The sequence below is a fragment of the Pseudooceanicola marinus genome, from assembly GCF_020177265.1.
GTDB lineage: Bacteria > Pseudomonadota > Alphaproteobacteria > Rhodobacterales > Rhodobacteraceae > Pseudooceanicola > Pseudooceanicola marinus_A.
In genome coordinates this window covers 263868-277838 of record NZ_JAIVMC010000005.1, presented here as the reverse complement: position 1 = coordinate 277838, position 13971 = coordinate 263868, and the positions used below count along the sequence as shown (strand labels likewise).

Genomic DNA, 13971 nt, shown 5'->3' with positions numbered 1-13971 from the left:
CCGAAATGGCGGTGTTGCGGGGAAAAGCCGGGGCGGTCATGCGCCCTGCTCTCCGGTCATCTCTTCGGTTTCGCTGCCCTCTTCGGGCAGCGCATCTTCGCGGCGGTAGACGCCCAGCGGTTCCAGTGTCTTGCGAAGCTTGCGCGCCTGGTTGAGGAAGGCGCGTTCCAGCACGGCGCCGGTCAGCCCGGCATCATCCAGCAGCTGCGGCACGGTCTTGTCGCCCGAGGGCAGCACGAACTGATGGATGTTCGGCTGCAGCGGGAAGCTTTCCAGGTGGGCGGCCTCGCCCGGCGCCTCGCCGTGGATAAGGTAGTAGTCGGCCGACCGGCCCAGGACCTCGCCCAGGTTGTGCAGGCGCAGATCCTCCAGGCCCTTGCCCTCGGGAATGGCGCGGGCCGGCATGGCGAAGAGCGGGCTCAACGCCAGGGCCACCTTGACCTCCAGGAAGGCCGGCATGGCCAGCGCCATGAAACCGCCCATCCCCTGGCCCAGCACCATCACCGTTTCGGCGGCGCATTCGCGACGATAGGCGGCGGCCCATTCGACGATTTCCTCGATCAGGCCCTCGCCGTTCAGCCAGGTGTTGCCGGGGTCGGCGAAGAACAGCACGTTGTCGCGCCCGCCATGGCTGGCCGCATGGGCAAAGGCCGCGAGCGGCGCGCCGCCCTCCTCGCTGTCCCAGAAGGACAGCACCAGGCGGGTGCTGGTGCCACGGTACAGCCAGACCTTCAGCGTCTCGCTGTCCGAAACCGGGGTGATGTCGAGTGCGTCTGCCATGTCCTGCCCTTTCGGGGCCTTGCGGGAATGCTGGGAAGGGGGGACGCGCGGGGACGCGCGCCCGGGATCTTGCTTACTCGGCGGCGACAGAGGCCGGAGCGGCCAGGTCTTCGAGGATCGCGGCAGCGCAATCGCGGCCGTCGCGGATCGCCCAGACCACCAGGGAGGCACCGCGGACGATGTCGCCCACGGCATAGACCCGGTCCAGAGAGGTGCGGCCGGTGCCGAAATCGGCGCGGACGGTGCCCCAGCGGGTCACTTCCAGGCCGTCGGTGTTCCACAGATTCGGCAGGTCCTCGGGTTCAAACCCAAGCGCCTTGATCACGATGTCGGCCTCTTCGGCATAATCGCTGCCCTCGATCACCTCGGGCGACTGGCGGCCTGTCGCATCGGGCTGACCCAGGCGCATGCGCTGCACCATGGCCTGGCGCACGCGGCCGGCGCCGGCGCCCGCGCCTTCGGGTTCGATCACGCCGGTGGTGAAACCGACGGGGTTCGACAGCCAGACGAACTCCACGCCTTCTTCCTCGGCGTTCTGCACCTCGCGCTGCGAGCCCGGCATGTTCTTGCGGTCGCGGCGATAGAGACATTTGACCGACTCGGCGCCCTGGCGGATGGCGGTGCGCACGCAATCCATCGCGGTGTCGCCACCGCCGACCACGACGACCTTCTTGCCCTTCGCGTTCAGCTCGCCGTTCAGGTATTCCTCGACCTCGTCGCCGAAGCTGACCTTGTTGGAACAGGTCAGATAGTCGATGGCCCGCACGATACCCTCGGCCTCGGCATTGGGGCCGGTCAGCTCGCGGGTCTTGTAGACGCCGGTGGCGATCAGCACGGCGTCATGCTTGCCGCGGATCGCATCGAAGGAGATGTCGTCGCCTACGGTGCAGTTCAGCACGAATTCCACGCCGCCCGCTTCCAGTTGCTCGACGCGGCGCATGACCACGTCCTTTTCCAGCTTGAAACCGGGGATGCCGTAGGTCAGCAGGCCGCCGGCGCGGTCGTAGCGGTCATAGACGGTGACCTGCACGCCGGCACGGCGCAGCATGTCGGCCGCGGCCAGGCCGCCGGGGCCCGCGCCGATGATGCCGACGCTTTCCTCGCGCTCCTGCGCGGGCGCGGGCGGCTTCACCCACCCCTTTTCCCAGGCGGTATCGGTGATGTATTTCTCCACCGCGCCGATGGTGACGGTGCCGTGGCCCGACTGTTCGATCACGCAGTTGCCTTCACACAGACGGTCCTGCGGACAGATGCGGCCGCAGATCTCCGGGAAGGTGTTGGTGGCCTGGCTGATCGCATAGGCCTCTTCCAGACGGCCCGTCGCCGTCAGCTTCAGCCAGTCGGGGATGTTGTTGTGCAGCGGGCAGTGGGACTGGCAGTAGGGCACACCACACTGGCTGCACCGGCTTGCCTGCTCCTCGGCCTTGGCCTGGGCATATTCCGCATAGATCTCGTCGAAGTCATGGGCACGGAGATCCGCATCCCGCTTTTCCGGGGTTTCCCGCTCGACGGAGACGAATTTCAGCATCGGTTGCTTCGCCACGGCCAACTCCTCGTTACGCTTGTCGCTACCTTGTTCCGAGGCCTTCTACAGCACGGATCGCGGCGTGAAAAGTCAGAACTAGTGACCTATTAATGCGCAAACAGCGCTTTCAGCCGGACGGACGCGCATCTGACAGGTTTTATTAGGTATTGATCCGGACCTATTTAACAGCTTTCCATTCACTTACAGCGGGTTAATCCTATCCTTGATTGTGCTCCCCAGGATTTCCCATGCCTTTGCTTCAGCTCCTTCTTCTCGCGATTATTCAGGGTATTACCGAGTTTCTTCCCATCTCCTCCTCCGGTCACCTGATTCTTCTGCCCGCGCTGTCGGGCATGCAGGACCAGGGGCAGGTGATCGACGTGGCGGTCCACGTCGGCACTCTCGGCGCGGTTGTGCTCTACTTCTGGGCAGATGTCCGCGAAGCCATCGGCGGGCTGCCGCTGCTCATGCGCGGCCGGACCGACACGCCGGGCAGCCGGCTGGCCTTCCTGCTGATCGTGGCGACGATCCCCGGCATCCTCTTTGGCCTGTTCCTGGCGATGACCGGCATCGACGACCTGCTGCGCTCGGCCGCCGTGATCGGCTGGACGATGCTGGGCTTCGGCGTGCTGCTGTGGATCGCCGACCGGCGCGGCGACAGCGGGCGTCCGGCCACGGACTGGACGCTGAAGGATGCGATCATCTTGGGGCTGTGGCAGGCCATCGCCCTGATCCCTGGCACCTCTCGATCGGGCATCTGCATCACCGGGGCGCTGTTCGGCGGCTTCGAGCGTCAGGCGGCGGCCAAGATCTCGATGCTGATGTCGATCCCGATGATCCTGGCCAGCGCCGCCTACCTGTCGGGCGAGGTGATTGCCACCGCCGACAGCCAGGCCGCGATCAGCGGCGCCATCGCCGCCTTCTTCGCCTTCCTCTCGGCCCTTCTGGCCCTGACGCTGATGATGCGGCTGCTGAGGTCGGTCAGCTTCACCCCCTACGTGATCTACCGCCTCGCCCTGGGCAGCTTCCTGCTCTGGTGGGCCTACGCCTGACGCCGCCCCGGCCCGCCCCAACGAAAAAGCCCGGCCAGTGGCCGGGCTTTCGCATGTCGTCGAAACGCGGGTGCGTTCAGGCCGTCTGATCAGGCCTTCAGGTTCTGAGCGGAGTCCTTGATCGCCGCGTACTGCCCGGAGGGACGGTAGGTCCACAGATAGTCGGGCAGGACCGCCTCGGGCGCAGCCGGGTCGATGCCCAGATCGGCAAAGGTATTGGCCTCGCCGGTCACCACGTTGTCGTGGCGCAGCTGTTTCACCTGGTCGCTGGTCAGCACGCTGTTGGTCACCAGGCCGAGGGTCAGCGTTTCCACCAGACCCAGGACGCCGGCCATCACGCTGCCGACCCAGAAGGGGAGTGCCAGCACGCCGCGGCGGCGGTGGATCACGCCGAACATTTCCTTCATCCAGCCGCGGAAGGTCTTCACCTCCGGGCCGCCCAGCTCGTAGATGCCGCCCGGGGCCTGGCCCAGCACGCCCATCACGGCGGCGGCGGCCACATCATCCACCCAGACCGGCTGGAACTTGGTGTCGGCACCGATCACCGGCACCACGGGGGCGCGGCTGGCCATCTTGCCGAAGCGGTTGAAGAACTTGTCCTCGTAGCCGAAAATCACCGAGGGACGCAGGATCATCGCCTCGGGATAGGCGGCCAGCACGGCGGCCTCGCCCTCGCCCTTGGACCGGGCGTAACCGCTTCCCCCCTCGGCATCGGCGCCCAGGGCGGAGATATGCACCAGGTTGGCCACGCCCTGCGCCGCGGCGACACGGGCGATTCGCCCTGCCCCGTCGGCCTGCACGGCGTCGAAATTGTTCTTTCCCTTGGCCGCGAAAGTGCCGACGCAGTTCACCACCGCGTCAGAGCCGCGCATCGCGACCTCGACCGAGGCATCGTCGCGGATGTTGCAGAACACGGGTTCCACCTGGCCCACGGCGCCATAGGGGCGCACGAAGCCCGCAAGCGCGGGGTTGCGCACGGCGACGCGCACGCGCCAGCCCTGCTGCGCCATGCGCCGGGCGATGTAACGGCCGACGAATCCCGACCCGCCGAAAATGGTGACAAGCTTCGATTTGGGCATGGACGTACCTCCGGCTGATCGAATTCCTCTCGTTCCTAGCCCCGCTTTCCCTTGCACACAAGGCGGTTGGCAGCTTTGTCGAAATCACTTTCACAAAATGCTCAAAAACCTCGTTGACACCCCCGGACACACCCCATATATCGCCCCTCACGACACCGGCCCAGGTGGCGGAATTGGTAGACGCGCTAGCTTCAGGTGCTAGTGTCTGTATGGACGTGGAGGTTCGAGTCCTCTCCTGGGCACCATTACTCAAAGCCCCGTGAAACCCTTGGTTTCACGGGGCTTTTTGTTGTTCCTACCGCCCCCGCGCCAAGGAAAAAGGGCAGAGGTGCCCCCCTGCCCTTCCCCAGTTTTCCAAGGCCCCGCTTCCTGGGCGCCGGCGCTCAGGCGATGCTCTTGTCCGACCCGTCCGCCACGCCGCGCGTCCAGTAGCCCGCGGCCTTCATCCGGGTCAGCGGGTGACCCCGTTCTTCCAGCGCATTTCGCAGGGCACGGGCCACGGTCGCCTCGGCGGCGATCCAGGCATAAAGCCCCTCGGTCAACTCGACCTCCGCCAGGGCGGGCAGAATCGGATCGACCAGATGCGCCTCGTCCTCGGGGCGGTGGATCCAGCGAATCTCCACCTCGGCATCGGTGTCGAAGCCCTGTTCGTCCGCTGCGCCCGGCACGGCGATCAGCGCGGTGACCTTGTGGCCCGCGTCCAGCCCCTCGATCCGGCGCGCGATGGCCGGCAGGGCGGTTTCATCCCCGATCAGCAGCCACTCCTGCGGGCCGCTGACCACCTGGCTGCCGCGCGGGCCGCCCACGGTCAGTTCGTCGCCCGGCTGCGCCGCGATGGCCCAGGCGGTGGCGGGGCCGGCCTCATGCACGGCGAAATCCAGCACCAGCCGTTGCGCGTCGTTGTCGTAGCTGCGCGGGGTGTATTCGCGCATCACCGGCGCCTCCTCGCCTTTGACGGGGAAGATCAGCTTCACGTGATCATCCACGCCGGGCGAGGCGAAATCGGCCAGGTCCGCGCCGCCGAAGGTCAGGCGCAGCATGTGCGGGGTCAGTTCTTCCTTTTCCAGCAGGGTCAGCGGGCGCCGCTTCAGCTCATGCCGGATACGTTCGATGGTCACGGGGGTTTGGTCGTTCGCCATCTCGGTCCTCTCGTGTCGTGAAATCCGTTTCCCTTCGGGCCTGCGTCCAGTGGCCGGACCTGTCGGGACCGGGTGCCGCGTCAGGCGGGGTCGCGGGCAGCGTCGCGCAAAATGCGCCGCGCCGCCATGGGGAATTACGTGTGCCAGCCGCGCCTGCCCCCTGCGCAGGGGCAGACCGGGCAGCAAAAAAGCCCCCCGGCCCATCGGGGCCGGAGGGCGAATTGCGGGGCGCAGCCCCGGATGGATCAGCCGAAGACGCGGGTCAGGGCCACGTCCATGGCGCCCACGATCTCGTCGATATTGTCTTTCGTGGCGATCAGCGCGGGCGACAGGCACAGCGTGTTGTTGAACCCGGGCAGCGAGCGGTTGGTGACCCCGATCATCACGCCCTGGGCGCCGCATTCACCCACGACCTGCTGGGCCAGCTTCTCGGCCACCGGCTCCTTCGTGCCGCGATCTGCGACCAGTTCGGCGCCGAGGAACAGGCCTTTGCCGCGCACGTCGCCGACGACGGCATGCTTGTCCTTCAGCTCTTCCAGCTTCTCCAGGCAGTAGTCGCCCATGGCCGTGGTGTTTTCCAGCAGGCCCTCGCGCTCGATGATCGCCAGGTTTTCCAGCGCGGCGGCGGGACCGGCGGTGCAGCCGCCGAAGGTGCTGATGTCGCGGAAATAGTTCAGCGGATCCTCGGCATCGTCCTTGAACAGGTTGAACACCTCTTCGGTGGTCACGCAGCAGGCGATGGCGGCATAGCCGGAGGCGACGCCCTTGGCCATGGTCACGAAGTCGGGCTTGATGCCGTAGTGCTGGTAGCCGAACCAGGTGCCGGTCCGGCCGACGCCGCAGACCACCTCGTCGATGTGCAGCAGCACGTCGTATTTCTTGCAGATCTCCTGCACCCGCTCCCAGTAGCCCTTGGGCGGAACGATCACGCCGCCACCGGCGGTGACGGGTTCCAGGCAGATGGCGCCGACGGTGTCGGGGCCTTCGCGCAGGATCACTTCCTCGATCGCATCGGCGGCGCGTTCACCGTAGTTCTCGACGTCCCACTGCTTGCGGTACTCCAGGCAATGCGGGACCTCGACGAAACCGGGCGTCAGGGGGCCGTACTGCATGTGGCGTTCCGGCTGGCCACAGGCCGACAGGGCGGCGATGGTGGTGCCGTGGTAATCGCGTTCACGGAACAGGATCTTGGTCTTCTTGCCGCCATAGCGCTTGTGCGCGATCTGGCGGACCATCTTGAAGGCCTTCTCGTTCGCTTCGGACCCAGAGTTGCAGTAGTAGACGCGGGACATGCCCGGCATCTTTTCGATCAGCTTTTCCGAGAACAGCGCGCCGGGGATCGAGCCCGCGGAACCGGCGAAATAGTTCAGTTTCACCAGCTGTTCACGCACGGCATCGGCGATGGATTCGCGGCCATAGCCCACGTTGACGGTCCAGACCCCGCCGGAGACGGCATCGAGGTAACGGGTGCCCTTGGCGTCCCAGACGTGGATGCCCTTGCCCTCGACGATCACGCGCGGATCGGAGGTTTCAAAGGGTTTGTGCTGGGTCAGGTGGTGCCAGACATGGGCCTTGTCGGCGGCCACCACATCACTGATGTCGTTGTCGTACATGAATATAACTCCCGGTTGGGTCCTTGCCGTCACAAAGCCGCGTGCCGCGCGCTCGCGACAGGTCCAGCCGACACGAATACATGGGTCCACGGACTTGTCCACGCCCGGATCTTGGGCGAAACCGTTGGCAGGCGAACATCCCCGCGCGAAACGTCATGTATCATGTCCCGCCGCACCGGCTATGATCCGGCGAGATAGGACCAACACCCATGCTAACCATCATCACCCGGGAAAGCGAAGAGCCGATCCAGTCGCAGCTGCGGCGCCGGATCGTCGAGTCGATCCACTCGGGCCAGATGCAGCTGGGACAGAAGATGCCCCCCTCGCGGCAGCTGGCTGGTCAGCTTGGCATCGCGCGCAACACGGTCACGGCGGTCTACGAGGAACTGGTGGCGCGCGGCTACCTCGATTCCGTGCCGCGCCGCGGGGTCTTCGTCGCCCGCGACCTGCCGCCCGAACCGGCGAACCAGCCCGAGGCCGCCCCCGGCACCGGCCCGGACTGGGACGCACGGCTGAAACAGCGCCCCTCGCGGCTGCGCCACATCATCAAGCCCTCGAACTGGCAGGACTACGCCTTTCCCTTCGTCTACGGGCAGGTCGATCCCTCGCTCTTTCCGATCAACACCTGGCGCACCTGTTCCCGCGACGCGCTTGGCCGGTCGGCCATTGACTGGTGGACCGCCGACCGCGCGGTGGAGGATGATCCGCTGCTGGTCGAACAGATCCGCACCCAGATCCTGCCGCAAAGGGGCATCTACGCGAAGCCCGAGGAAATCCTGATCACCCTGGGCACCCAGGAGGGGCTGTATCTTCTGGCCCGTCTGCTGGCGCGCCCCGGCACCCGCGTGGGCTGTGAAATGCCGGGCTATCCCGACAGCCGCAACATCATGGCCGCCGAAGGCGCCGACATCATCGACCTGCCCATCGACAGCGAGGGTGCCCGCCTGCCCGACAGCGCGCTGGACCTGGCGGTGCTGACCCCGGCGCATCATTGCCCGACCATGGTGCCCATGTCCCCCGAACGCCGCCTGGCGACCCTAGCGCGGGCGCGCCGTGACGGCACCGTGCTGATCGAGGATGACTACGAGGGCGAAACCGCCAGCGACGGCGACCAGACCACGTTGAAAAGCCTCGATAACTCCGGCCATGTCGCCTACCTCGGCACGCTGTCCAAGGTGCTGGCGCCCGGCGTGCGCCTGGGCTTCATGGTGGCCGCTCCCGCCCTGGTGGAGGAGGCCCGCTGGCTGCGCCGGCTGATCCATCGCTCGGCCCCGCTGAACAACCAGCGCACCGCCGGGATCTTCCTGGCCGAGGGGCATTACCTGGCGCTGCAACGCTCCCTGCGGGCCGCGCTGGACCATCGCCACGCCAAGGTGGTCGAGGGCTGCGACCGCTACCTGCCCGACTTCCGCCGCACGGGCACGCATGGCGGGTCCTCGGTCTGGCTGGAATGCCCGCCCGGTGTCGATGCGCGGGCGCTGTTCACCGCCGCCTGCGCGCGCGGGGTGCTGTTCGAATCCGGAGACCCCTTCGTGCCTGAGGACCAGGCGGGCCGCTTCCTGCGGCTCGGGATTTCCTACATCGACGAACGCAAGATCGACGCGGGCCTCGCCGAGCTGGGCCGCGCCGTGCGCGATCTGTGATCCGCACACATCCCTGACATGAAACGGATTTACGCTGGCCCAACCCATGGGACCGGGCTGGACCTGTCTGGCGCGCCGCCCCCTGCCTAGGCTGCGGGAAAAATCGACCAACAGGACTCTCCCCCCATGACCTCCTCACCCGCGACATCCTCCGCCGTGACCATCTTCAAGGCGGCCCGCATCCGCACCATGAACCCCAACCGTCCACTGGCCACCCATGTGGCGGTGCGCGACGGCCGCATCCTGGCCGTGGGTGATGCCAGTGATTGCGCCGCCTGGCAGGCGACCTGGGACTGCACCCTGGATGAGCGTTTCGCGGAACGCATCCTGATGCCCGGCTTCGTCGAGGCCCATGGGCACACGATGGAAGGCTCGCTGTGGAACAACCTGTTCCTGGGCTACTTCAAGCGCACGGCGCCCGATGGCCATGTCGAGGGCGGGCTGAAAAGCATCGAGGCGGTGGTCGAGCGGCTGAAGGAAGAAGAGGCGAAGCTGACCGATCCCGACCAGGCGCTGGTCGCCTGGGGGTTCGACCCGATCTACTACAGCGAACGGATGACACGCAAACACCTGGATGCCGTTTCCGCCACCCGTCCGATCGTCATCATGCATGCCTCGCTGCACCTGCTGAACGTGAACACGCCGGTGATGGAACGCGGCAACATGCTGGGCCAGAGCAACGTCGAGGGCATCCTGCGCGACGCTGAGGGCGTCGAGACGGGCGAACTGCAGGAGATGGCGGCGATGAACATGGCCGCCCGCGTGGTGGGCGAGGCGATGGCGGTGCGCGATGTCGATGCCGACACCCTGCGCACCTATGGCCGCGCCTCCGTCAACGCCGGGGTCACCACCACCACCGACCTGCACCAGCGCTTGAACGACGACTCGCTGGCCGCCTTCCTGGCCGTCACAAAAGAGGCGGACTTCCCCATCCGCATCGTGCCCGCCCTGGGCGCCATCCAGTGGGCGCTGGACGAGGGCATCGCCCGCGCGACCGAGCTGAAGACACAGGGCAATGACCGGCTCTACATGGGGCTGGTGAAGATCATGACCGACGGCTCCATCCAGGGCTTCACCGGACGACTGAAATGGCCGGGCTATCACAACGGGGCGCCGAACGGGCTATGGAACGTGCCGCCGGCGCAGCTGAAGGCGATGATCCTGGCCTACCACGAGGCCGGCATGCAGATGCATTGCCACGTCAACGGCGACCAGGCGTCCGAGTTCGTGATCGACGTGATGGAAGAGGCGCTGACCAAGGCGCCGCGTCCGGACCATCGCCACGTGTTGCAGCACTGCCAGATGGCCGACCGGGCGCAGTTCCGGCGGATGAAGGCGCTTGGCCTGTCGGCCAACCTCTTTGCCAACCACATCTTCTACTGGGGCGAACAGCACTATGCGCTGACCATGGGACCCGACAAGGCGCGGCGCATGGATGCCTGCGGCACGGCCCTGGCCGAAGGGGTGCAGTTCTCGGTCCATTGCGACGTGCCGGTAACGCCGCTGAACCCGCTGTTTACCGCCTGGTGCGCCGTCAACCGGCTGACCAGCGAGGGCCGCATCATGGGGCCGGAGGAATGCCTGCCCGTCGAGGAGGCGCTGAAGGCGATCACCATCGGCGCCGCCTACCAGCTGAAACTCGATCACCTGGTGGGTTCGATCGAGGTCGGCAAGTTCGCCGATTTCGCCGTGCTGGACAGCGACCCCGCCGAGGTGGAGCCGATGAAACTGCGCGAGGTGCGTGTGCTGGGCACCATCAGCGCGGGCCAGTGGTACGAAAGCGCGATCCCCGCCGACCAGGCGCCGGTGCCCGATGTCACGATCCCCGACGCACCGGTGCCCGCATGACGCCACCCCTGAACGTCGCCGCCCGGCCCGCGCCCGGCCTGATCCCGGTCACCGTGATCGGTGGCTTCCTCGGCTCCGGCAAGACCACGCTGGTCAACCGGATCCTGGGCGCCGCCACCACCCGCATCGCCGTGCTGGTCAACGATTTTGGCGACATCAACGTGGATGCCGCGCTGATCCGCTCGGACGACGGGCTGACGCTGGAGCTGTCGGGCGGCTGCATCTGCTGTTCGATGGCCGAGGGTATCGGCCCGGCCCTGGTCGCGGCGATGGAAAAGGGCCCGGACGAGATCCTGATCGAGGCCTCGGGCGTGGGCGAACCGCGCCGCGTGGCCGAATTCGCCCTGCTGGAACGCGGGCTGAAACTGGACATGGTGGTGACCATGGCCAACGCGGTGGAGCTGGCGGCGCAGCTTGATGACCCGCTGATTGGCGACACCGTGGCGCGCCAGTTCGACGGCGCCGACCTGGTGGTGCTGAACCACGTGGATGCCGCCGGTGACGCCCGCCTTACCGAGGCCCGCGCCGCCCTGCGCCGCCTCGCACCGGGCAAGACCGTGGCCGAAACCACCCGCGCCGCCCTGCCGATGGAGCTGCTGGCCGGCTCCACCCTGTCGCTGCTGTCGGCCCCGCAGGGCGATCCGATGGCCCATGACCATGTCTTCCACCGCTACCGGGTCGACACCGGCCCCCTGCCCCGCCCCGCGCTGGAGGCCGCGCTGGCCGCCCTGCCCGCCGATCTGCTGCGGCTGAAGGGCTGGGTGGAGATCGCCGGCGAAGGCCCCGCCCTGCTGCAATGGGTGGCCGGTCGGTGGGAGCTGACCCCCGGTTCAGATGCACAGGAAACAGGCACGCACCTGGTCGGCATCGGCACCCAGCCCGATCTGGACCTGACCGAGATGCTCTCTGGCAACCCCCTGAAAGCAGGACAATAACCTCCCGGACTGCGCCTCTGGCCCGATCCGGTTTTCATTTCCGCCCCGCGTGGACCCATGCAATGCCGCCCTCTGGCCCAAGCCGGGGGCAGATGACCCAAGGACAACGAAAGAATGACCGAGACACCCCTTCTGCCCCAGGATCCCGAGGCACTGATCGCCTCCTACGCCGGTGTGAACCTGGTGGGCGGCGAGAAACGCGCCACCGCCGCCACCCTGGCGGTGATGAACCCCGCCACCGGGGCCGAGATAGGCCAGGCCGCCGCGTCTTCGGCCGAGGAAACCGCCGCCGCCGTCGAGGTGGCCGCCGCGGCCTTCCCCGGCTGGACCCAGGTGCCGGCACGTGAGCGGGGCAAGCTGGTCGGCGCCGCCGCCCGCGCCATGACGGCAGAGGCCGAGGTGATCGCCCAGGCCCTGGCGCGCGAAACCGGCAAGGCCATCCGCACCGAATGCCGGGGCGAGGTGAAGACCGCCATCGACATCCTGGAATTCTATTCCGGCCTGGGCTCCGAGCTGAAGGGCGAGACGGTGCCCTTCCACCCTCGCTCCCTGACCATGACCACCCGCGAACCGCTGGGCGTGGTGGGCGCGATCCTGCCGTGGAACGTGCCCCTGGTGCTGATGATGCTGAAGATCGCGCCGGCGCTGGTGGCGGGCAACACCGTGGTCGTGAAGGCCTCGGAAGAGGCGCCCTATGCCACCTATGCGATGATCGAGATCCTGTCGCGCCACCTGCCCGCCGGCGTGGTCAACGTCATCAACGGCACCGGCCCGGCCTGTGGCGCGCCGCTGTGCGAACACCCCAAGGTCGCCAAGATCACCTTCACCGGCTCCGAGGCCGTGGGCCAGACGGTCTATGAGGCCGCCGCCAAGAAGATCATCCCGGTCAGCCTGGAACTGGGCGGCAAGTCCCCGATGATCATCTGCGAGGATGCCGACCTCGACAAGACCGTCGCGGGGGCGATCTCCGGCATGCGCTTCACCCGTCAGGGGCAGAGCTGCACCGCCGCCTCGCGCATCTACGTCCATGCCTCGCTGATGGACGCCTTCATGGAGAAACTGACCGCCGAGCTGGACCAGCTGGTGATCGGTGACCCGCTGGACGAGGCCACGGATGTGGGCACGATCATCAACGCCAAACAGGCCAAGGTGATCAACGACTACGTGGCCCAGGCCGAGGCGACCCCGGGCGCGAAGGTCATCCGCTGCGGCACCGCGCCCGAGGGCGCGGAGCTGGCGCCGGAGCTGTTCATGCAGCCAACCCTGCTGCTGGACCTGCCCGAGGATCATCCCTGCGTGATGAACGAGATCTTCGGCCCCGTCGCCTTCATCGCCGCCTGGGACGACTACGAGGACGTAATCGCCAAGGCCAATGCCACCCACTACGGGCTGGCGGCCTCGGTCTGGACGAAATCCCTGTCGGTGGCGCTGGACAGCACGGCGCGGCTGAACGCGGGCTATGTGCAGGTGAACCAGAACCTGACGATCCAGCCCAACGTGTCCTACGGCGGCTTCGGCCGTTCGGGCCTGGGCAAGGAAGCCTCGCTTGAGGCGATGCTGGCCCATTTCACCCGCTCGAAGACCATCGTGATGAACTTCGACTGATGGAGGTCTACGCCCTCATATGCGCGGCGACCTTCGCCGCCGCGGTCCTGCGGGGGCTGACGGGCTTCGGCTTTGCCCTGGCGGCCGTGCCGGCGCTCAGCCTCTTCCTGCCACCTGCCCGCGCGGTGACCATCGCCATCCTGCTGCAATGCATGGTGGGGCTGCGCGACATCCTCAGCACCCGGGGGCTGGTGATGTACCGCACGCTGGGGATCATGGCGATCGGCGCGGTGGTCGGCACGCCCCTCGGCCTCTGGGGGCTGACACAGCTGTCGCCGGACGTGATGCGCGTGGTGCTGGCGGTGATCGTGGCCATCGGCCTGGCTGCCCTGCTGCTGAAGATCCGCCTGCCCAGCGGACCCGGCCCGGCCATCGGCGCAGGTCTGACCGCCGGGGTCTTCTCGGGCCTCGCCGCCATGCCCGGACCGCCCGCCATCGCCTATTTCCTGGGAACCGACACGCCCGCGAAGAACACCCGCGCCTCGGCCATGGTGTTCTTCTTCCTGACCTCCCTGATGGCCCTTCCGGGGCTGTGGCTTGCGCAGAAGATCGACGTGCAGGTCTTCACCCAGGCCCTGATCGCCCTGCCCGCCCTGCTGGTCGGCACCTGGGCGGGGGGCCGTGCCTTCGCCCGGCTGGGCGAGGGCGGATACCGGATGGCCGCCATCGGCCTGCTGGGTATCACCGCCGCCGTGACCGCCCTGCGCGGGATCGGGGGTCTTCTCTAAAACCAAGAAACCAAATAACAAATC

At 67.2% G+C, this 13971-nt stretch carries 11 protein-coding genes and 1 tRNA gene; 7 read left to right on the top strand and 5 right to left on the bottom strand.

Translation table 11 applies throughout. The annotated features are described in order from the left end of the window. Positions 1–36: 36 nt before the first annotated feature. Entirely contained in the window at positions 37–780 is a 744-nt protein-coding gene (locus tag LC066_RS10390; RefSeq protein ID WP_224898516.1) for a hypothetical protein, read from the bottom strand. A 73-nt stretch (positions 781–853) separates the two neighbouring features. Next, positions 854–2323, bottom strand: a complete 1470-nt coding sequence (locus LC066_RS10385; RefSeq protein ID WP_224898514.1) for an NAD(P)-dependent oxidoreductase — start codon at positions 2321–2323, stop codon at positions 854–856. Positions 2324–2553: 230 nt separating this feature from the next. Between LC066_RS10385 and LC066_RS10380 the strand changes: the two genes are divergently transcribed. Next, a complete protein-coding gene (locus LC066_RS10380; protein ID WP_224898512.1) occupies positions 2554–3357 on the top strand; it encodes an undecaprenyl-diphosphate phosphatase in 804 nt (267 codons plus the stop codon). A gap of 89 nt (positions 3358–3446) precedes the next feature. Here LC066_RS10380 and LC066_RS10375 read toward each other — a convergent pair whose 3' ends face one another. Beyond that, complete coding sequence (locus LC066_RS10375) at positions 3447–4436, bottom strand: complex I NDUFA9 subunit family protein (protein ID WP_224898510.1); 990 nt, start codon at positions 4434–4436, stop codon at positions 3447–3449. 158 nt (positions 4437–4594) lie between these two features. On the opposite strand from LC066_RS10375, the gene LC066_RS10370 reads away from it, so the two are divergent. Continuing rightward, positions 4595–4681 (top strand) — tRNA-Leu (locus LC066_RS10370). A gap of 138 nt (positions 4682–4819) precedes the next feature. Here LC066_RS10370 and LC066_RS10365 read toward each other — a convergent pair. Further along, the gene (locus LC066_RS10365) at positions 4820–5575 is read right to left on the bottom strand and encodes a siderophore-interacting protein (RefSeq protein WP_224898508.1); all 756 of its coding nucleotides are present in this window, start codon (positions 5573–5575) and stop codon (positions 4820–4822) included. 245 nt (positions 5576–5820) lie between these two features. Beyond that, complete coding sequence (locus LC066_RS10360) at positions 5821–7188, bottom strand: aspartate aminotransferase family protein (protein WP_224898506.1); 1368 nt, start codon at positions 7186–7188, stop codon at positions 5821–5823. Between the two features lie 209 nt (positions 7189–7397). Between LC066_RS10360 and LC066_RS10355 the strand changes: the two genes are divergently transcribed. The 5 genes from LC066_RS10355 to LC066_RS10335 all read left to right on the top strand — a co-directional run bounded on the left by LC066_RS10355 (position 7398) and on the right by LC066_RS10335 (position 13947). Continuing rightward, complete coding sequence (locus LC066_RS10355) at positions 7398–8831, top strand: PLP-dependent aminotransferase family protein (protein WP_224898504.1); 1434 nt, start codon at positions 7398–7400, stop codon at positions 8829–8831. Between the two features lie 126 nt (positions 8832–8957). Beyond that, the gene (locus LC066_RS10350; protein ID WP_224898502.1) at positions 8958–10679 is read left to right on the top strand and encodes an amidohydrolase; all 1722 of its coding nucleotides are present in this window, start codon (positions 8958–8960) and stop codon (positions 10677–10679) included. Then, positions 10676–11614, top strand: coding sequence for a CobW family GTP-binding protein (locus LC066_RS10345; protein WP_224898500.1), 939 nt, complete (start codon positions 10676–10678; stop codon positions 11612–11614). The genes LC066_RS10350 and LC066_RS10345 overlap by 4 nt, the downstream gene beginning before the upstream one ends. A gap of 114 nt (positions 11615–11728) precedes the next feature. Next, a complete protein-coding gene (locus LC066_RS10340; RefSeq protein ID WP_224898498.1) occupies positions 11729–13219 on the top strand; it encodes an aldehyde dehydrogenase family protein in 1491 nt (496 codons plus the stop codon). Continuing rightward, entirely contained in the window at positions 13219–13947 is a 729-nt protein-coding gene (locus LC066_RS10335) for a sulfite exporter TauE/SafE family protein (RefSeq protein ID WP_224898496.1), read from the top strand. The genes LC066_RS10340 and LC066_RS10335 overlap by 1 nt, the downstream gene beginning before the upstream one ends. Positions 13948–13971: the final 24 nt, after the last annotated feature.

Bases quoted from the DNA above. Each gene is read 5' to 3' on its own strand.
- LC066_RS10390 (WP_224898516.1), bottom strand. From the start codon at position 780: ATGGCAGACGCACTCGACATCACCCCGGTTTCGGACAGCGAGACGCTG.
- LC066_RS10380 (WP_224898512.1), top strand. From the start codon at position 2,554: ATGCCTTTGCTTCAGCTCCTTCTTCTCGCGATTATTCAGGGTATTACC.
- LC066_RS10375 (WP_224898510.1), bottom strand. From the start codon at position 4,436: ATGCCCAAATCGAAGCTTGTCACCATTTTCGGCGGGTCGGGATTCGTC.
- LC066_RS10365 (WP_224898508.1), bottom strand. From the start codon at position 5,575: ATGGCGAACGACCAAACCCCCGTGACCATCGAACGTATCCGGCATGAG.
- LC066_RS10360 (WP_224898506.1), bottom strand. From the start codon at position 7,188: ATGTACGACAACGACATCAGTGATGTGGTGGCCGCCGACAAGGCCCAT.
- LC066_RS10355 (WP_224898504.1), top strand. From the start codon at position 7,398: ATGCTAACCATCATCACCCGGGAAAGCGAAGAGCCGATCCAGTCGCAG.
- LC066_RS10350 (WP_224898502.1), top strand. From the start codon at position 8,958: ATGACCTCCTCACCCGCGACATCCTCCGCCGTGACCATCTTCAAGGCG.
- LC066_RS10345 (WP_224898500.1), top strand. From the start codon at position 10,676: ATGACGCCACCCCTGAACGTCGCCGCCCGGCCCGCGCCCGGCCTGATC.
- LC066_RS10340 (WP_224898498.1), top strand. From the start codon at position 11,729: ATGACCGAGACACCCCTTCTGCCCCAGGATCCCGAGGCACTGATCGCC.
- LC066_RS10335 (WP_224898496.1), top strand. From the start codon at position 13,219: ATGGAGGTCTACGCCCTCATATGCGCGGCGACCTTCGCCGCCGCGGTC.